Below are 19,927 nucleotides of genomic sequence, written 5' to 3'. Positions count from 1 at the left end.
CGCCCGGCTCACGCCTCGGTAAGGCCAGCGGTCAGCCGGGCGAACTGCCCGGTGATCCGGCGGGCGACCGCCTCGGTCTCGCCGGCCTCCAGGGGCACCCGGCGGTCGAGGATCAGCGCGGCGAGCCCGTGCACCAGCGCCCAGGCGGCCAGGGTCAGGTCGGCGGCGGGCATGGAGGCGATCTATGTCGGGATGCCGGCACCCGTCGGCTTCGGGCTGTTCGCCCCGGAGCGCGTCCCGGACGGCGCCTTCCTGTCCTCGCGGCAGCGGCTGGCGGCCTGACAGAGGCCCCGGAAAGCGGAGGCGAGAGGCGGACCGCGATTGCGGGGCGATCCGGAACGGTTCTATGGCTGCCTGAACCCTGCGGTCCGTGATAGCTCCAGCCTCACGATGACGAACCATCTCTTCTCCCTGGTCCGGGACGGCGTCCCGGATCCCGCCAAGACCGTGATCGAGACGCCGGAAGGGCGCCGATACAGTTACGCGGATCTCATCGCCCGCTCCGGCGCCTACGCGGCGGCCCTGCAGGCGGCCGGCGTGCGGCCCGGCGACCGGGTGGCGGTCCAGGTCGAGAAGAGCCCCGAGGTGATCTTCCTGTATCTCGGGGTGGTGCGCGCGGGCGCCGCGTTCCTGCCGCTCAACACCGCCTACACCCCGGCGGAGATCGGGTACTTCCTCGGCGACGCCGAGCCCACGATCTTCGTCTGCGACCCGGGTCGGCGCGAGGCCCTGGTGCAGGCCGCCGCGGGCATCCGCGAAGTCTGGACCCTGGATGCGGCAGGAACCGGCAGCGCCGCCGAGGCCGCGGACCGGCACGAGACGGCGTTCGCAGACGTGCCCCGGGGGCCGGACGATCTCGCCGCGATCCTCTACACCTCCGGCACGACCGGGCGCTCCAAAGGCGCCATGCTCACGCACGACAATCTGGCGTCGAACGCCCGCACGCTCGTGGATGTCTGGCGCTTCACCGAAGACGACGTGCTGATCCACGCCCTGCCGGTGTTCCACACCCACGGGCTGTTCGTGGCGACCAACACGGTGCTGGCGAGCGGCGGCACCATGCTGTTCCTGCCGCGCCTCGACCCGAAGCTGATCCTGAGCCTGATGCCCCGGGCGACCGCCCTGATGGGCGTGCCGACCTTCTACACGCGCCTCCTCAAGGAACCCGGCCTCAACCCGGGGGCGGCCAGGGGCATGCGCCTGTTCGTGTCGGGCTCGGCGCCGCTGCTCGCGGAGACCCACCGGGAATGGCAGGCCCGCACCGGCCACGCCATCCTCGAGCGCTACGGCATGACCGAGACCAACATGAGCACCTCGAACCCCTATACGGGGGACCGGGTTGCCGGCACGGTCGGCCTCCCCCTCCCGGGCGTCTCCCTGCGGGTGGTCGATCCCGAGACCGGCGCGGCCCTGGGCCCGGACGCGGTCGGGATGATCGAGGTGAAGGGCCCGAACGTGTTCAAGGGCTACTGGCGGATGCCCGAGAAGACCGAAGCCGAGTTCCGGCCGGACGGCTTCTTCATCACCGGCGACCTCGGCAAGGTCGATGCCCGCGGCTACGTCCACATCGTCGGGCGCGGCAAGGACCTGATCATCTCCGGGGGATTCAACGTCTACCCGAAGGAGGTCGAGACCGAGATCGACGCCCTGCCGGGCGTGGTCGAATCCGCGGTGATCGGCCTGGCGCACCCGGATTTCGGCGAGGCGGTCACCGCCGTGGTGGTCGGCGGGACGAACGCTCCGGACGAGGCGGGAATCGTGACGGCCCTGGAGGGCCGGCTCGCCCGGTTCAAATGCCCCAAGCGTGTCCTGTTCGTAGACGAATTGCCCCGCAACACCATGGGCAAAGTGCAGAAAAACCTGCTCCGCGAGGCGCATGCGGGGCTGTATCGAGCCTGAATGAAACCGCCCGCCAGCGTCCAGGCTGGCAGGCGGCAACTTCCTCTTTAGAGGTTGTGCGCAGCCCGCTCGTTCGCCGGCGGCGTGTGGCCATCGGAATCCGCGGCCTTGCGGACCGCCGCGTTGAGGTTGTCCGGGTCGAGGGCGGTCTGGACGAACTCGCGGCCCATATTGGTCACCTCCCGGGCGTAGCGCAGGCCCTGGTCGCGGACCTCGTCGGCCCAGGGGCCGATGTTGCGGTCCTCCTGGCGGGTGCGCGGCAGCAGCGCGCCGAGCAGCAGGCCGGCGGCCACGCCGACGACGCCCACCAGCAGCGGGTTGTCGTCCACGAAGCGCTCGACCGTGCTGCGGCCGCGCTGAAGCCCGTCGATCCCCTGGGTGGTGATGTCGTCGAGCGCCCGCAGGTTGCGCTTGTGCAGGGCGGCGGCGCGCTCCCGGGCCTCGTCATAGGCCGAGGCGGCGCGGGCGCGGGCCTGATCGGCGGCGCTGCCGAGGCGGTTGCCGATATCGTCGGCCAGGTCCGAGACGGTCTGGCGGGCCTGCCCGGCGAGGTCGGCGGCGCGATCGGCGGCCTCCTGGGCGCCCTCCTTGGCGGATGCGGCCGCATCGATCGGGCGCGTCGCGGCACCGGGCGGGAGCGGGTCGTGCAGGCCGCGCGGGTCGGGCCGGAGGGTGAAGTCGCCGGCCGCCTCGCCGGGGGCCGAACGCGGATCGCCGTGGCCGGCCGGATCCGGCCGCAGGCTGGTATCGCCGGTGCCCGTCGGCATGCCGGCCTGGGCGGCGAGCTGCTCGGGGAGGCTGGAGGGGGTCGGCTTGTCGGTCATGGCGGGGTCCTCGGATGTCCGTCTCGGCGACGCGGGGAGCGTCGCGCCTCCCGGCCGTCGGGCCGGGCTCGAATCGTCTTGAGCGTCAGATCTCGGTCTTCTCGAGGGGATCCCGGACGGGGCGCGCCGTCGGCAGGTCGGGATCGTAGCCGCGGGCCGTGCCGGTGTTCAGCGTGGCCACGCGCTCGGCCGAGACCTGGGTGCGGCGGCGCTCGGCATCCCGGGCCATCCGGTTGAACAGCAGCCCCACCCCGGCGGCGATCAGCAGGACCGGCACGGGATTGCGGCGCACCGCTTCCAGGGCGCCGTCATAGACCCCGCTCAGCGCGGGCGTGCGCCGGGCATTGCCCAGCATCTCGTCCACGATGTTCGGGACCGAGAGCTTGCCCTGGATCTGGTCGATCGTCTCGTCGAGCCGCGCCCGGCTCGCCTCGATTTCCTTCTCGAGGTCGGTCATCGAACTCATCCGGATACGCGCTCCGACAGGGCCTGGGCATCCTGGCGAACTTGGCGCGTCGTGCGCGTCGGCGCCAGGGTGGAGAGGGACAGGACGCTGCGTGCCCACAGGGCCATGCCCACGGCGATGACCAGCAGCACGCCGCCGACGATCAGGGCCGAGAGCCACTCGGAGCCCACGATGGTGGCGAGCCACTTCACGAGGGCGCCGATCAGGACGAGCAGGGCGACCACGGCGAACACGGCCGAGCCGACCATGCAGGCCAGGCCGACGATGAGCTGGCGGACATTGCCCGCCATCTCGGCGCGGAACAGCGCGATCTCCTTGCGGGCGAGCTCGTTGGTCTCGCGCAGGGCATCGCCGATCAGGCTCTGGATGCTCGAGGCGCCGGGTTGGCGCGGATCAGGACCCTGGGCCATCGGTCAGGCCCGGAAGCTGTCGCGGGCGTCGCCGTCGGGCGCTTCCGGCGGCAGGCTCGACGACTTGATGAACCGGGCAGCGATCAGGCCGGCCACGAAGGTGCCGACCGCCACCGCCACCGGCGCGCGCCGGGCGAAGGCCTCGGCCTCGCCGTAGAAGTCGCCGAGGCTGCGCCGCTCGATCGAGGAGCCGAGCTGCTCGAGCCCGTCGGCGGCGCTGTCGAAGAAGGCGCGCACGTTCGGCTTGTCGCCGAGGTCGCGGCCGGAATTGCGGATCGTCTGCGCCAGCTCGTGGACCGATTGGGCGGCGTCGCTCTTGCGCCGCTCGACGTAATCCTGGGCCTGGAGACGCGCCGCGTCGATCAGCCCGCGGCCGCGCTCGGCCGCCTCGTCGGCCAGGCCCTCGACGTCGCCCTGGAGGGCACGCCACTGGGCGCGCTCGCCGGCGGTCTCGCCGGGCCGGTCATGCGCCGGATCCTTCAGCGGGTCCTTGGGCGCATCCTGCGGGAACTCGTTGCCGGCCATCTCGAAAACACTCCTCGCGGCGCAGGGACGGCGTCGCTCGCGGCGACCGCGGCCCCCGCGATGGCTGAGTAACCGACTGGGCTGTCACCGGTTCCAGCGCGGCGTGCGGTCCGGCGGGCGGCGTCGGCGCGACGGGTCCACGCGGCGCGTCGGCCCTCGCTCAGCCGGCGTTCAGGCAGGATCCGGCAGAACCGTCACGCTTGCATGACGGCTTCCCTTCGGTGGCCCTTCGACACATCCCGGGCCTCGCCGCGAAGAGCCTTCAAGGGCTGGCCGCGCGAGGCCCGAACCGCGCCGCGAGCACCGGACAGGGCGGCGATCCTGTCCGGTGCGGCGGGGTGCTCGACTTGACCCGCGCCCGGCTTCACGCTTGGGTTGCCCTGACAAAGGATCGCGCAGGGTCTCCGCGCGTTCTGCTACTGAGAAGTCCCGATGCAGGCGCGGCGAGGTCCTCGACTCGAGCCGCGCCCCTGATCCGGAGCCGACCCGCGTGGCACGCCTTGTGATCGTATCGAACCGCGTCGCCATCCCCGAGGATGGCGGGAAGGCGGTTGCGGCGGGCGGCCTCGCCGTCGCCGTGAAGGAGGCGTTCACCGCCTATGAAGGGCTGTGGTTCGGCTGGAGCGGCAACATCACGGAGGAGCCCTCCGAGGAGCCGACCCTGATCGACCGGGGCCGGGTCCAGTACGCCGTGGTCGACCTCTCGCCGCAGGACCACCTGGAATATTACGCCGGCTTTGCGAATCGGGCCCTGTGGCCGATCATGCATTACCGGCTGGGCCTGGGCGCGTTCTCGCGCTCGGATTACGCCGGCTACAGCCGGGTCAACCGGACCTTCGCCCGGGCGCTGGCCAAGCTGGTCGAGCCCGACGACATCATCTGGGTGCACGATTACCACCTGCTGCCGCTCGCAGCCGAGTTGCGCGGCCTCGGGCTCGACAACCCGATCGGCTATTTCCACCACATCCCCTGGCCCGCCGCCGACGTGTTCAACTCGCTGCCGGCGAGCGGCGAGCTCCTGCGCGCCATCGTCGATTACGACCTGATCGGCCTGCAGACCGAGGCCGACGTCCAGAACCTCCAGCGCAACCTGGTCGACACCCAGCGGGCGATCCCGCTCGGCGGCGGCTCGCTGATGGTCGACGGGCGCCGCACCCGGATCCGCGCCTTCCCGATCGGCATCGACGTCGCCGGCTTCAAGGAGGCCGCCGAGAAGGCCAATTCCAACAAGGTGGTGCGCGAGACCATCGCGGGCCTGCGCACCCGCAAGCTGCTGATCGGCGTCGACCGGCTCGACTATTCCAAGGGCGTGTCCGAGCGGATGGAGGCGGTGGAGAGCTTCTTCGCCTCCAATCCCGACCAGCGCGGCAACGTCACCTACATCCAGATCACCCCGAAATCGCGCAGCGAGGTTCCGGAATACGAGCAGCTCGCCCGGGACGTGAACGAGAAGGTCGGCGAGATCAACGGCGCGCTGGGCGACCCGGCCTGGACGCCGATCCAGTACATCACCAAGGCCTATCCGCGCCCGGTCCTGGCCGGCCTCTACCGGGCGGCCCGGGTCGGGCTGGTGACGCCGATGCGCGACGGCATGAACCTCGTCGCCAAGGAATACGTGGTCGCGCAGAGCGAGGACGATCCCGGCGTGCTGGTCCTGTCGAAATTCGCCGGCGCGGCCCGGCAGATGCCCGAGGCGCTGCTGATCAACCCCTACGACCGGTTCGAGGTCGCCGAGGCGATCCGCTCCGCCCTGTACATGCCCAAGGCCGAGCGCGTCGCCCGCTGGCGGCCGATGGTCGAGCGCATGACCCGGGAGGACGTCGATTGGTGGGCTCGCAACTTCCTGTCGGAGCTGGAGAATTTCCGCACGATGGAGCGCGAGCCCCCGACCACCGCGGCGGCTGCCGAGTAGCCGAATCGTTCGCGCTGACGCCGACGATGGCGATACCGCTTTGAGGCGCCATCGCTCCGGCTGGCCAAGCCGCGCCCCCTCTCCCGTGCGGGAGAGGGGACCCGAGCCTCATCCCGTCGATGACGTTGTTCCAAGAGCCTTGCCGCACGCCCTGACGGCCGACCTCGCCCGCCGGCGCCGGCACGCGCCTCGGTCCATGTCCCAAAAACCCGGACTCTGCCCATGATCGCCGTCGATGACGGGGTGCCGGCGCCGCTCGGCGCGCATTTCGACGGGCGTGGGGTGAACTTCGCCCTGTTCTCCGAGCACGCCACCGCGGTGGATATCTGCCTGTTCGAGCCGGGGGAGCGGCACGAGACCCGCACGGTCCGGCTGCCCTGCCGCACCGACGACGTCTGGCACGGCTACCTGCGCGGGGTGCTGCCGGGCCAACTCTACGGCTATCGGGTGCACGGCCCCTGGGATCCGGCGAACGGCCACCGGTTCAACCCCTCGAAGCTGGTGCTCGACCCCTATGCAAGGGAGATCCGCGGCCGGATCCGCTGGCACGACGCGCTCTACGGCCACCGCCGCGGTCGGGAGGACCGCATCGACCGGCGCGACAGCGCGGTCTACATGCCCAAGGGCGTGGTCACCGCCCCCGAAGTGCCCGACCTTGCGCTGGCCCCCGTGCGGCGGCCGCTCACCGAGACGGTCATCTACGAGGCCCATGTCAAGGCGCTGACCCGCACCCATCCCGACATCCCGGAAGCGGAGCGCGGCACCTATGCGGCGCTGGCCCACCCGGCGATCATCGAGCACCTGGTCAAGCTCGGCGTCACCGCCCTGGAGCTGCTGCCGATCCAGGCCTTCGCGGATGACCGCTTCCTGGTCGAGAAGGGGCTCGTCAACTTCTGGGGCTATCAGCCCCTGAACTACTTCGCCCCGGATCCGCGCTACCGCGGGGAGGGCGCCCCGGGCGGTCTCAAGGCGGCGATCCGCGAGCTGAACGCCGCCGGGATCGAGACCTGGCTCGACGTGGTCTACAACCACACCGCCGAGGGCGACCACAGCGGCCCGACCCTGTCGTTCCGCGGCATCGACAATGCCAGCTACTACAAGCTCGACCCCGCGGACCGGCGCCGCACGATCGATTGCACCGGCTGCGGCAACACCTTCGACGTGAGCCACCCGCGGGTGATGCAGCTGGTGCTGGATTCCCTGCGCCACTGGGTCACCGCCTACGGCATCGCCGGCTTCCGGTTCGACCTCGCCTCAAGCCTCGGGCGCTCGCCCCTGGCCTTCACCCCGCAGGCGGCCTTCTTCCAGGCGGTGGCCCAGGATCCGGTGCTCGCCCGGGTCAAGATGGTGGCCGAGCCCTGGGACATCGGGGAGGGCGGCTACCAGCTCGGCGGCTATCCGCGCGGCTGGAGCGAGTGGAACGACAAGTTCCGCGACGCCGCCCGGGGTTTCTGGAAGGGCGATTCCGGTACCCTGGCGAAGCTGACCCAGGGGCTGACCGGCTCGCGCGAGGTCTTCGCCCCGTCCCGGCGCTCGCCGCTGGCCAGCGTCAACTTCATCGCCAGCCACGACGGCTACACCCTGGCCGACACGGTGGCCTACGAGCAGAAGCACAACGAGGCCAACGGCGAGGACAACCGCGACGGCCACGGCCACAATGTCAGCTGCAATTACGGCGTCGAGGGCGACACCGACGACCCGGCGATCCTCGCCCTGCGCGCCCGCCAGAAGCGCAACATGCTGGCCAGCGTGATGCTGGCCCAAGGCGTGCCGATGCTGCTGATGGGCGACGAGCGCTCGCGCAGCCAGGGCGGCAACAACAACGCCTATTGCCAGGACAATCCGACGAGCTGGATGGACTGGACCAGCGACCCGGATCCGAAGCTCACCGGATTCGTGGCGAATCTCCTGGCCCTGCGCCGGGCTCAACCAGCCCTGCGGCGGCAGACCTTCTTCACCGGCGCCCCGATCGGACCGGATTCTCCCCTGCGGGACGTGCATTGGCTCGCCCCCGAGGGCACCGAGATGGAGAATGGCCATTGGGCCGATGACGGGCTGCAGGTGTTCGGCATGCAGATCGGCAATGACGGCCGCGCCGGCGACCGCCTGCTGCTCCTGTTCAATGCCGGGCTGGAGCCTCTCGACTTCCGCCTCGCCCCCGTGATCGGCGGCCCCTGGCAACCAGTCTTCGACACCGGCGAGGCCGAAGGCACGGTCCCGCCCGGCGCCCCATCCTACGGGCCGGACGCCCCCGTGCCGCTGCCCGGCCGCACGGTCCTGGTGCTCACCGCGGCGGGGGTGGGCGCGCGGAGCGGGTGGGTGCCGGCGGGCTGAGAACAGGCTCAATGCGAGTCGGTCAAAGCCGGATGAGATGATTGCGCGTGGAGGTCCGGCCCACTACGTTGCCGGATCGTACGATTTGTTGAACATCATCGGAGCATCGCCATGGCTGGGGATCGTTCGCAGCCGAGGCAGGCCTCAGGGATTGAGACATCCCTTGCCCCTTCCGTCACCGCCGTCATGGCCCGCGCGCAGGAAAGCGGCCTGACCCGGGGCAAGGCCAGCCGGATCTCCGGACGCGTCGCGCCCGAATTGATCGAACGCGCCAAGGCCCGGACGGGGCTTCACTCTGACACCGCGCTGATCGAGTTCGCGCTCGCCAACATCGCCATCGAGGATGGCTTCGCGGACGTATTCCGCACGCTGCGGGCATCGGTTGACCCGGAACTCGACCTGAGCTTCTAGCGCGTGGTCTTCACCTTCAAGGCCGCGGAACGGCTGCGTCGGCAGGGACCAAAGACGGCATTGCAGCGCCGGGACGATGCCGCTTTGCCCTTTCTTGAGGGGCAGGCGCATGCGGGCCGTCCGCTTTTGCTCGATACGTGCGTCTACATCGACCAGATGCAGGGGAGGGCATCGCCTCTGGTCGAAGACCTCCTCGACATCCGGATCGTGAACCACAGCACCGTCGCCATCCAGGAGTTGATGCACACAGTGGGGGTCCTCGATCCCAAGGACCCTCGCAGCGCCCAGGCCGTCGCGGCGATTGGAACCGCGATCGACGCGATGCCGGCGCACCGGATCTTCACCCCTGACGCGGAGACCCTGGGAAGCGCCGCCGTCTATGCGGGCATGCTCTGCCGGATCCAGGGCTATGCAAAGGACGACCGCATGGGCGCACTTCATGATTGTGTCCTGTTCCTGCAGGCGTTCAAGCTCGGCTTCTGCGTGCTGACGCGCAATCTGCGGGACTTCGATGCTCTGCTGCAGATTCGCCCCGACGGCCAAGTCCTGTTCTATCGGACGTGATCCGGTCGGCGATCGCCCCGCCCCCGCGCCATTTTTCGCACGCTTGCCGTCTCATCACGCCGCCATAGCTGCGCTGCGGGAACCGGATCGTGCCCGGGGCCTTCTCCCACGACAATGATCCCTGCCGCGCTTGCCCTTCGGTGCGCACGGCCAACGACGAGGACCGTGGCCCGATGCGGCGCGCCCACAGCATGGATTTCGGAGCCGAGATGGTGGGGGGCGGCGTGCGCTTCGCCCTCTGGGCGCCGACCGCACAGAGCGTCGAACTCGTCGTCGACGGCATCGACCACCCGTTGCCCGAGTCGGGCGGCGGCTGGCGGCGCACCGCCCTGCCCGGGGTGAAGCCGGGGGCCCGCTACGGCTTCCGGATCGACGGCGACCTCGTCGTGCCGGACCCGGCCTCGCGCTTCCAGCCGGACGACGTCTCGGGCCTCAGCGAGGTGGTCGATCCGCGCGCCTTCGCGTGGTCGGACGAGGCCTGGACCGGGCGCCCGTTCGAGGAGGCGGTGATCTACGAGTGCCATGTCGGCACCGCGACCCCGGAGGGCACCTATGCCGGCCTGCAGGCGCGCCTGCCCGACCTCAAGGCGCTCGGCGTCACGGCGATCGAGCTGCTGCCGCTCGCCGACTTCAAGGGCTCGCGCAACTGGGGCTATGACGGGGTCCTGCCCTACGCGCCGGACGGCGCCTATGGCCGCCCGGACGACCTCAAGCGCCTGATCGACGCCGCCCACGGGCTCGGGCTGATGGTCTATCTCGACGCGGTCTACAACCATTTCGGCCCGGCCGGGAATTACCTGCACGCCTACGCCAAGACCTTCTTCACCGAGCGTCACCAGACGCCGTGGGGCGCGGGCATCAATTTCGACGGCAAGGAGAGCGGCGCCACCGTGCGGCAGTTCTTCATCCAGAACACCCTGTACTGGCTGGAGGAATACCATTTCGACGGCCTGCGCTTCGACGCCGTCCACGCGATCCTCGACGATTCGCCCCGCCACTTCCTGGCCGAGCTCGGCGAGACGGTCCGGCGGCGCTTCCCGGATCGCGAGATCCACCTCATGCTGGAGAACGAGGCCAACCAGGCTCGCTGGCTCGAGCGCGACGCCGCCGGCAAGCCGAAGATGCACGACGCGCAATGGGCCGACGACCTGCATCATTGCTGGCACGTCCTGCTCACCGGTGAGGACGCCGGCTATTATCAAAGCTTTGCCGACAAACCGGTCGAGCGCCTGGCCCGCTGCCTGGCGGAGGGTTTCGCCTATCAGGGCGAGCCGTTCTCGACGCTCGGCAACCATCCGCGCGGCGAGCCCTCGGCGCATCTGCCGCCCTCGGCCTTCGTGACCTTCCTGCAGAACCACGACCAGGTCGGCAACCGGGCGCTGGGCGAGCGCCTCAATCATCTGGCCGATCCCAGGAAACTCGATCTCGCCCGGGCCGGCTTCCTGCTGGCGCCGCAGATCCCGATGCTCTGGATGGGCGAGGAATGGTCGGCCTCGACGCCGTTCCTGTTCTTCGTCGACTTCGCCCCGGACGAGGAGCTGAACAAGGCGGTGCGTGACGGCCGGCGCCGGGAGTTCAAGAGCTTCGCGGCGTTTGCCGACGATACGTCGAAGATCCCGGATCCGACCGAGCGCGAGACCTTCGAGGCCTCGAAGCTCGACTGGTCCGAGCGGGCGCGCTCGCCGCACCGGGAGGTCCTGGCCGAGACGACGCGCCTGCTCGGGTTGCGCCGGGACGTGGTCGTGCCCCTCGCGAAATCCGGCTCCCTGGGCGCCGCCGCCACCCTGCCGCGGGCCGACGTGGTCGATTGCACCTGGCGGTTCGGCGCCGGCACCCTGCGGTTCATCGCCAATGTCGGGGACGCGCCCTTCGCGCTGGATCCGGGCGGCGCCCGGGTGGTCTGGACCAACGCCCCCGATACGACCGGACGGGACCTGCCGTCCTGGACCGGCCTGTTCCTGACGGAGCCCCGCTCGTGAGCCCCCTGGAAAAACTCGCCGACCTCGTCGGCGTCGCCGCCGGCTATACCGACGCCTTCGGCCAGCCCGTCGAGACCTCCCTGGAGGTGCGGCGCGGCCTGCTCGCGGCCCTCGGTTTCGCGGTCGAGGACGAGGCCGGCGTGGCCGAGAGCCTCGCCCAGGTCGAGGCCCTGCGCTGCGGCCTGGTCCCGCCGCTCCTGCCCGTGGAGGCGCGGCGCGGCGCCCGGGTGCCGGTCCGCGTCCAGGACGGTACCCCGCACACCCTGGTCTGGCGGCTCGTGGACGAGCGCGGCGCGGCCCGCGAGGGCCGGGCCAACCTGCAGGGGGCGGAGCCGGGCCAAGGTGCGGGTTTCGAGCTGCCGCCGCTGACCCCGGGCTACCATCGCCTCACCGTCCAGGCCGGCCGGATCCGGGCCGAATCCTGGGTGATCGCCGCGCCCCAGCGCTGCTGGCGCCCGCGGCCCTACACGGAGGAGGGCGCCTCCGACTGGGGCATGGCTGCCCAGCTCTACGGCCTGCGCTCGGCCACCAATATCGGCATCGGCACCTACGCGGATGCCGGGGAGGCCGCTCGCGAGGCGGCCCTGCGCGGGGCGGCCTTTCTGGGCTTGAGCCCGGTCCACGCCCTGTTCGGCTCGGACCGGACCAAGATCTCGCCCTACTCACCGTCCTCGCGGCTGTTCCTCGAGACCCTGTTCATCGCGCCGCGCAGCCTGCCGGGGCTCGCCGGCTCCCGGGCCGAGGCGCTGCTCGCCGAGCGCGCCGACGCGATCACGGCCCTGCGCGAGGCCGCCCTCGTCGACCACCAGGGCGTGGCCGACGTGCTCGACCCGGTGCTGCGCGCCCTCTGGCTGGAATCTCCGGCCCGGGCCGGCACCGACGCCGAGTTCGAGCGCTTCCGCCAGGAGGGCGGCCCGGATCTCGCGGCCCACGCGGTGTTCGAGGCGCTCTCCGAGCATTTCCGGCAGCAGGGCGCCCATTGGCTCGGCGACTGGCCCGAGGAATACCGCCGCGCCGGCACCGACGCGGTCGTGGCCTTCGCGGCCGAGAAGGCCGAGGCAGTGGGCTACCACGCCTGGCTGCAATACCTCGCCGACCGCCAGCTCGCCGCGGCCTCGGCGGCGGCTCTGGGCGCCGGCATGCGGGTCGGGCTCTACCGCGACCTCGCGGTGGGCGCCGACCGGGGCGGCTCCGAGATCTGGTCGCATCCCGAGCGCTTCGCCGACCGGGTCTCGATCGGCGCGCCCCCGGACCTCTTGGCCCCCAAGGGCCAGAACTGGGGCCTGCCGGCCTTCGACCCGCTGGAGATGGAGCGGGACGGCCTCGCGGCCTTCCGGGCCCTGGTCCAGGCCAACATGCGCCATGCCGGCGCGATCCGGATCGACCACGCCTTCCAGCTCGCCCGGCTGTTCCTGATCCCGCTGGGGGCGGGCGCCCATGCCGGCGCCTACGTGATGATGCCGTTCGAGCCGATGCTGGCGGTGCTGCGGCTGGAGAGCCACCGCAACAAGTGCCTGGTCATCGCCGAGGATCTCGGCACCGCGCCCGAGGGCTTCTCCGACGCCCTGATGCGGGCCGGCGTGCTGAGCTACCGGATCCTGGCCTTCGAGCGGGAAGGGGACGGACGGTTCAAGGCCCCCTCCGCCTATCCGCGCGACGCGCTCACCGCCATCACCACCCACGATTTGCCGACCTTCGTCGGCTGGTGGCGCGGGGTCGACACCGACACCCGCCAATCGCTGGGCCTTTACGATCACGAGCGCGCCGAGGCCGAGCGCAACGAGCGTGTGGTCGAGCGTCGCCGCCTCACCGAGGCGCTGGCCGCCGAGCAGCTCCTGCCCTCGGCCGAGCCGCCTGAGGCCGCGCCGTTCGAGGCGGCCGCTCGCTACCTCGCCCGCGCCCCCTCGATGCTGACCGCCGTGCAGTACGAGGACGTGGTCTCCGAGCTCGCCCAGGCCAACGTGCCGGGCTCGACCGAGGGCTACCCGAACTGGCGGCGCAAGCTCGACCGGGACCTCGTCGACATCGCCGCCCCCGGCGGACCGCTGGCCAAGCTGGCGGCCTCGCTCTCGGCCGAGTCGCGGGGGCCGCGCTCAGGCTCCGCCCGGCTGGCGGCGCCGCCGCCGCAATCGACCTACCGGCTGCAGTTCCACAAGGACTTCACCTTCGCGGACGCGGAGCGGATCGTCCCGTATCTCAAGAAGCTCGGGATCAGCCACGTCTACGCCTCGCCGCTCCAGAAGGCGCGGCCCGGCTCGACCCACGGCTACGACATCGTCGATCACGGCGCGATCAACCCGGAGCTCGGCGGCGAGGAGGGCTTCGTCCGGCTCTCCGAGACCCTGCACGGGCACGGGCTGAAGCTGCTGCTGGACATCGTGCCCAACCACATGGGCGTCGGCGGCTCCGACAACCCGTGGTGGCTCTCGGTGCTCGAATGGGGCTCGCTGTCGCCCTTCGCGGACGCCTTCGACATCGACTGGCAGCGTCTCGGCGCCGGCCGCAACCTGGTGATCCCGTTCCTGGGCGACCGCTACGGCGAGGCCCTGGAGAAGGGCACGCTCGAGCTGAAGTTCGACCCCGAGGCCGGCGCCTTCAGCGTCTGGCACTACGAGCACCAGCTGCCGATCCGGCCCCTGAGCTACCCGACCATCCTCAACCGGGTCATCGCCGCGATCGGGGCCGTGGACGACGACACCACCGCGGAGCTGCTCGCCATCTCCGAGCGGCTGCGGGCCATGTCGATCGACACCGACGAGACCCGCCGCCAGAGCTTCCCCGAGGAGGCCGAGGGGCTCAAGCGCCGGCTCGCCGAGATCTACGGCGTGTCGCCGCTGATCCAGGAGGCGACGGCCAGCACCCTGGCGCTGCTCAACGGCTTCAAGGGTCGCCCGGACAGCTTCGGGCCGCTGCACCGGCTGCTGGAGGCCCAGGCCTACCGGCTGGCCCATTGGCGGGTGGCCTCGAGCGACATCAACTACCGCCGGTTCTTCGACGTGAACTCGCTCGCGGGCCTGCGCGTGGAGCTGTCCGACATCTTCCACCGCTCGCACGAGACCGTGTTCCGGCATATCCGCGAGGGCCGGATCGACGGCTTGCGCATCGACCATATCGACGGGCTGGCCGACCCCCTGGGCTACGCGCGCGCGCTCCAGGCGGCGGTCGGGCCGGGCTTCTACGTCGTCGTCGAAAAGATCCTGGAGCCCGGCGAGCGGCTGCGGCCCTGGCCGGTGGCCGGGACCACGGGCTACGACGTGCTCAACCAGCTCGACGGCATCCTGGTGGACAAGGAGCGTCAGGGGAAGGTCCGGCGCCTCTACGAATGGGCCTCGGGCGTCGACGAGCCCTACGGGTTCCAGCTGCGCGCCGCCAAGGCCGAGATCCTGGAGATCAGCTTCGCCAGCGAGCTCGAGGTGCTGACCTCGGACCTCAAGGAGGTGGCCGATGCCGACCGGCGCACCCGCGACTTCACCGTCAACGCGCTGCGCCGGGCCCTGATCGAGATCATCGCCCGCTTCCCGACCTATCGCAGCTACCTGCCGCCGGAGCTGGAGGAGGGCGAGGTCGAGCCGGAGGACGTGCGGCTGATCGAGGGCGCGGTCGCCAAGGCCAAGCGCTGGTCGGGCCTACCCGACCGCTCGGTGCACGATTTCGCCGCCGACGTGCTGCTCGGGCGGATCGAGACCACCGGGGCGGGGCGCCCGGACCCGCGGGTGGTCCTGCGCTTCCGCCGCCGGTTCCAGCAGCTCACCGGCCCGGTCATGGCCAAGAGCCTCGAGGACACGCTGTTCTACCGGTACGCCTGCCTGCTCGGCCTCAACGAGGTCGGCGGCGATCCGGGCGAGTACGGCATCGACGCGGAGCATTTCCACGACCTGCAGATCGCCCGCGCCCGGGACTGGCCGAACGCCATGATCACCACGGCGACCCACGACACCAAGCGCGGCGAGGATGCCCGGACCCGGCTGCTCGCGCTCTCCGAGATCCCGGAGGGCTGGGCCGGCGCCTGGGACCAGTGGCAGCGGACCGCCGGGCCGCATCTCGCCCGGATCGACGGCGAGCCGGCCCCCGACGCCAACGACCAGTGGATGTTCTTCCAGGCGATCCTCGGCGCCTGGCCGCTGGAGCTCTTGGAGCAGGACGAGACGGCCGCGATCGAGGATTTCCGCGATCGGCTGACCGCCTACGGCGAGAAGGCCATGCGCGAGGGCAAGCGCCGCTCGAGCTGGGTCAATGTCGACGAGGTCTACGAGGGCGCGACGAAGAAGCTGTTCTCGGCGCTGATCGCCCCGGGCTCGGACTTCCTGCGCGAGTTGCGCCCCTTCGCCCGGCGGCTCGCCCATCTCGGCATGCTCGCGGGGCTCGGCCGGACGGTCCTGAAATGCACCCTGCCGGGCCTGCCCGACACCTACCAGGGCACGGAGATCTGGGACTTCTCGTTCGTCGATCCCGACAACCGCCGCCCGGTGGATTACCCGGCCCTCGAGCGGATGCTGGAGCAGGGCGGCGCGCCGGCCGAGCTGCTGGCGCACTGGCCGGACGGGCGGGTCAAGCAGGCGACCCTGGCGCGGCTGCTCGCCGAGCGGGCCGAGCGCCCGGGCTTCTACGCCAGCGCGGCCTACGAGCCGGTGGAGGCGAGGGGCGCGCGGGCGGCCCACGTGATCGCCTACCGGCGGACCGATCCCGGCGAGGAGGGCGGCGACCTGTTCGTGGCGGTGCCGCGGCTGTTCGCCGGCATCGTCGGCGAGGCAACCTGGTCGGGCGAGGCTTTCGCCGGCACCCGGGTCGATCTCGGGGCGGGCACAAGCTGGCGCGACATCGTCTCGGGCCGCACCGTCGAGGGCACCGGGGAGGGCGTCGATCTCGGCGACCTCCTGCGCGACCTGCCCTACGTGGTCCTGCGGCGCGCCTCCTAGGGCGCGGCCGACGCGGCGCTGTCACGCCGCGTCGGCTAGAAGACGGGCCGCCGCCGGAACGGAGGCGGGTCCGAGCGATTGTGCGGAGCGGTGCGGGCCGTTCCGCCGCCTCGACCGGTGCCGGCCTGCAGCCGCAGGCACGCGCCTGCGGTTCGGGCGTTACGAGACATGGATTGGGAGCCAGAGGCCAGCATGAACGCACCGACCACCGCCGCCGCCGCGACGACCGGAGCCGAAGCCGTCCTGTCGGCCTCCCTGGCGCCCCGCGCCGAGGGACCGCGGATCTACAACCTGTTCCCCCTCCTGGTCGGGCGCGTCTCGGACTGGACGGCCGAGCTGCCCCGGATCGCGAGCCTCGGCTTCGACTGGATCTACCTGAACCCGTTCCACCAGACCGGCGGCTCCCGCAGCCTCTACGCGGTGGCCGATCCCGAGCGGCTCGACGAGCGGTTCCGGGACCAGGACGGCACGCCGGACGACGAGCAGATCCACCGCTTCTGCGCCGCCGCCAAGGCCGCCGGCCTGTCGGTGATGACCGACCTCGTGATCAACCACACCGCCGACAACGCCCGGCTGGCCGTCGAGCGGCCCGACCTGTTCATGAAGGAGCCCGACGGCTCGATCATGCATCCGGCCGCTGTGGATCCGGACGATCCCTCGATCCGCACGGTCTGGGGCGATCTCGCCGAGCTCGACTATCACACCCCCGCCGCCCGGGACGAGCTGACCCGGATCTGGGGCGCCTACGTGGCCCGGCTCCAGGCGCTCGGCGTCGCGGGCTTCCGGTGCGACGCCGCCTACAAGGTCCCGCCGGAGACCTGGCGCGTCCTGATCGGGGAGGCCAAGGGCCGCGATCCCGCCTGCCTGTTCGCCGCCGAAACCCTGGGCTGCACCTTCGAGGAGGCGAAGGCCACCGCCGGCGCCGGCTTCGACTACCTGTTCAACTCCTTCGCCTGGTGGGACCTGAAGAAGCCCTGGGCGCTGGAGCAGTACGAGCGCCTCCGGGTGCTGGCACCCTCGATCGCCTTCCCGGAAAACCACGACATGAAGCGGCTGGCCGCCGAAATCAGCGGTGGCCCCGAGGCGGTGGCGCGGCACCTACGCAACCGCTACGCGCTGGCCGCCTTCTTCTCGGCCGGCGTGCTGATGCCGATCGGCTACGAATGGGGCTACCGGCGGGCGCTGCACGTGGTCGAGACCACCCCGCGCGACCGCGAGAACGACACCGGCATCGACATCTCCGCCTCGATCCGGGCGATCAATGCCCTGCGGGCCGAGCTGCCGGCCGCCAATGTCGAGGGTGCGCAGCTGCGCATCTCGGCCCCCGACAGCGACCTCGTGGCGCTCGCCCGCTTCGACACCGGCCATCCGGCCTCGGCGCGGCACGCGCTGATCGTGCTCTACAACCCCTCGGACAAGCCGGTGCCGGTGGATGCCGGCACGCTCATCGCCCGGACCGGCGGGATGCTCGGCGCCTTCGTCGACCGGACCCCCGAGGCCGAGCCGATCGCCTTCCATCCCGGCAGCGCCATCGACCTGCTGCCGGGCGAGCTGCGCGTCCTGAGTGCGAGCGCCGCCCAGGTCGCCCAGCTGCCCGAGCGCGGCGCGCCGGACGGCGAGGGGAGGGTGGTGATCGAGGCTGTGAGCCCGGAGATCGACGGCGGCCGCTCGGCGGTGAAGCGCATCGTCGGCGAATCCCTGCGGGTCGAGGCCGACATCTTCTCCGACGGCCACGAGGTGCTCGACGCCGCGATCCTGTCGCGGGTCGCCGGCACCGAGGCGTGGCGCGAGGACCCGATGGTCTTCGTCGACAACGACCGCTGGGCCGGGCAATTCCCCCTGGAGCGCAACGCCCGCTACGAGTTCACCCTGATCGCCTGGCGCGACCCGTTCTCCTCCTGGGTGCGCGACACCCTGAAGAAGCGCGCCGCCGGCGTCGACATCCGCCTGGAAACGATCGAGGGCGTCACCCTGGTCGAGACCGCAGCATCCCTCGCCCGCAGCCGCGCCGCCGGGCGCGACGCGGAGCGGCTGGCCGCCCTGGTCGCCGCTCTGGCCGCGGAGGAGACCGGCTCGGCCGCCCAGCTCGAGCGGATCCTCCAGCCCGAGGCCGCGAGCCTCGTGCGCCGGAACGCCGAGCGGGTGAATCTCAGCCGCTATCCGGTAATCCTGCCGGTGATCGCCGACCGCCTCGCGGCCCGGTTCTCCGCCTGGTACGAGATCTTCCCGCGCTCCCAGTCGATGGACGTGAACCGCCACGGCACCTTCGACGACGTGATCAGGCGCCTGCCGGAGATCCGCGAGCTCGGCTTCGACGTGCTCTACTTCACGCCGATCCATCCGGTGGGCCGGACCAACCGCAAGGGCAAGAACAACACCCTCAAGGCCGAGCCCGGGGATGTCGGCTCGGTCTACGCGGTCGGCGCGGAGGAGGGCGGCCACGAGGCCGTGCATCCCGAGCTCGGGACGCTGGAGGATTTCGAGCGCCTGGTGGCAGCGAGCCACGCCTACGGCATGGAGATAGCCCTCGACTTCGCGATCCAGTGCTCGCCGGACCATCCCTGGATCAAGAACCATCCGGAATGGTTCGAGTGGCGCCCCGACGGGACGCTCCGCTTCGCCGAGAACCCGCCGAAGAAGTACGAGGACATCTCGAACGTCCATTTCTACGGGGGCGCCCTGCCCTCGCTCTGGATCGAGCTGCGCGACATCCTGCTCGGCTGGTGCGCAAGGGGCGTGCGCATCTTCCGGGTCGACAACCCGCACACCAAGCCGATCCCGTTCTGGGAATGGGTGATCGCCGAGGTCAACGGCCGCTATCCCGACGCGCTGTTCCTGGCCGAGGCCTTCACTCGGCCGAAGATGATGAAGAAGCTCGCCAAGGCCGGCTACCAGCAGAGCTACACCTACTTCACCTGGCGCAACACCAAGCAGGAGCTGACCGAGTACGCCCTGGAGCTGGCCGGCGAGATGGGCGAGTACTACCGCCCGAATTTCTTCGCGAATACCCCCGACATCAACCCGTATTTCCTCCAGACCAGCGGGCGTGCGGGCTTCGTCATTCGCGGCACGCTCGCCGCCACCCTCTCGTCGGTCTACGGCATCTACAACGGCTTCGAGCTGTGCGAGGCGGCCCCCTACCCGGGCAAGGAGGAGTATCTCAACTCCGAGAAATACGAGCTGAAGGCCTGGGACTACGACCGGCCCGGCAACATCCGCGAGCATATCGTCAAGCTGAACACGATCCGCCGCGAGAACCCCGCCCTCTGGGACTTCCGCAACGTGGTCTTCACCGGCGCCTCCAACGACCAGATCATCGCCTACGCCAAGGCGACGCCGGAGCGCGACAATTGCGTGTTCACCATGGTCAACCTCGATCCCAAGAACCGCCAGGAATGCACCTACGAGGTGCCGCTCTGGCTGTTCGGCCTGCCGGATGACGGCGCCGTGGAGGTGGAGGACCTGCTCCAGGGCTACACGTTCGAGCTGCGGGGCCGGTCCCACCGCATCGCGCTCGATCCGGCCGAGCGATCCTGCATCATCTGGCGTCTTCGGGCGCCGCGGCGGGTTGCGGGCTGAGCCCACCCATGGCACCTGACCATGCGTCTGATCCCGACGACGGGCCCGCCCGTCGCCGACCATTGCGCCGCGCGGCCGACCGCCCGCGCCCCGGCCGGTCCCGACCGC

General features: G+C 71.0%; 13 protein-coding genes. 8 read left to right on the top strand and 5 right to left on the bottom strand.

Translation table 11 applies throughout. The features are described from left to right. Positions 1 to 8 precede the first annotated feature (8 nt). A complete protein-coding gene (locus LGR69_RS21045; RefSeq protein ID WP_230367243.1) occupies positions 9 to 173 on the bottom strand; it encodes a hypothetical protein in 165 nt (54 codons plus the stop codon). A gap of 217 nt (positions 174 to 390) precedes the next feature. Here LGR69_RS21045 and LGR69_RS21040 point away from each other — a divergent pair, with 217 nt between their 5' ends. Next, entirely contained in the window at positions 391 to 1,899 is a 1,509-nt protein-coding gene (locus tag LGR69_RS21040) for a malonate--CoA ligase (protein ID WP_230367242.1), read from the top strand. Positions 1,900 to 1,946: 47 nt separating this feature from the next. Here the strand turns inward: LGR69_RS21040 and LGR69_RS21035 are convergent, their stop codons facing one another. The 4 genes from LGR69_RS21035 to LGR69_RS21020 all read right to left on the bottom strand — a co-directional run bounded on the left by LGR69_RS21035 (position 1,947) and on the right by LGR69_RS21020 (position 4,124). Beyond that, complete coding sequence (locus LGR69_RS21035) at positions 1,947 to 2,723, bottom strand: hypothetical protein (RefSeq protein WP_091864434.1); 777 nt, start codon at positions 2,721 to 2,723, stop codon at positions 1,947 to 1,949. 85 nt (positions 2,724 to 2,808) lie between these two features. Further along, positions 2,809 to 3,180: a DUF3618 domain-containing protein gene (locus tag LGR69_RS21030; RefSeq protein ID WP_208601096.1), complete on the bottom strand. Its 372-nt coding sequence runs from the start codon at positions 3,178 to 3,180 to the stop codon at positions 2,809 to 2,811. Positions 3,181 to 3,185: 5 nt separating this feature from the next. Further along, positions 3,186 to 3,599 carry a phage holin family protein gene (locus tag LGR69_RS21025; protein ID WP_007562768.1) on the bottom strand — a complete coding sequence of 138 codons (414 nt, stop codon included), beginning with the start codon at positions 3,597 to 3,599 and terminating at the stop codon, positions 3,186 to 3,188. Between the two features lie 3 nt (positions 3,600 to 3,602). Continuing rightward, positions 3,603 to 4,124 carry a hypothetical protein gene (locus LGR69_RS21020; RefSeq protein ID WP_007562770.1) on the bottom strand — a complete coding sequence of 174 codons (522 nt, stop codon included), beginning with the start codon at positions 4,122 to 4,124 and terminating at the stop codon, positions 3,603 to 3,605. A gap of 490 nt (positions 4,125 to 4,614) precedes the next feature. Here LGR69_RS21020 and LGR69_RS21015 point away from each other — a divergent pair, with 490 nt between their 5' ends. From LGR69_RS21015 to LGR69_RS20985, 7 genes are all read left to right on the top strand, one after another. Beyond that, on the top strand, positions 4,615 to 6,036 hold the full coding sequence (locus tag LGR69_RS21015) for an alpha,alpha-trehalose-phosphate synthase (UDP-forming) (protein WP_007562772.1): 1,422 nt from the start codon (positions 4,615 to 4,617) through the stop codon (positions 6,034 to 6,036). Between the two features lie 222 nt (positions 6,037 to 6,258). Then, complete coding sequence (gene glgX / locus LGR69_RS21010; RefSeq protein WP_230367241.1) at positions 6,259 to 8,370, top strand: glycogen debranching protein GlgX; 2,112 nt, start codon at positions 6,259 to 6,261, stop codon at positions 8,368 to 8,370. Between the two features lie 111 nt (positions 8,371 to 8,481). Continuing rightward, a complete protein-coding gene (locus LGR69_RS21005) occupies positions 8,482 to 8,781 on the top strand; it encodes a hypothetical protein (protein ID WP_007558731.1) in 300 nt (99 codons plus the stop codon). Positions 8,782 to 8,784: 3 nt separating this feature from the next. Beyond that, entirely contained in the window at positions 8,785 to 9,345 is a 561-nt protein-coding gene (locus tag LGR69_RS21000) for a type II toxin-antitoxin system VapC family toxin (protein WP_007558734.1), read from the top strand. A gap of 173 nt (positions 9,346 to 9,518) precedes the next feature. After that, a complete protein-coding gene (gene treZ, locus LGR69_RS20995) occupies positions 9,519 to 11,324 on the top strand; it encodes a malto-oligosyltrehalose trehalohydrolase (protein WP_091864465.1) in 1,806 nt (601 codons plus the stop codon). Beyond that, positions 11,321 to 16,240, top strand: a complete 4,920-nt coding sequence (locus tag LGR69_RS20990; RefSeq protein ID WP_230367240.1) for a malto-oligosyltrehalose synthase — start codon at positions 11,321 to 11,323, stop codon at positions 16,238 to 16,240. The genes treZ and LGR69_RS20990 overlap by 4 nt, the downstream gene beginning before the upstream one ends. Positions 16,241 to 16,432: 192 nt before the next feature. Further along, on the top strand, positions 16,433 to 19,819 hold the full coding sequence (locus tag LGR69_RS20985; protein ID WP_230367239.1) for a maltotransferase domain-containing protein: 3,387 nt from the start codon (positions 16,433 to 16,435) through the stop codon (positions 19,817 to 19,819). Positions 19,820 to 19,927: the final 108 nt, after the last annotated feature.

It is taken from the genome of Methylobacterium brachiatum (assembly GCF_020523825.1).
Taxonomy (GTDB): domain Bacteria; phylum Pseudomonadota; class Alphaproteobacteria; order Rhizobiales; family Beijerinckiaceae; genus Methylobacterium; species Methylobacterium brachiatum.
The sequence above is the reverse complement of the archived record's forward strand: the minus strand, read 5'-3'. Positions and strand labels throughout refer to the sequence as shown.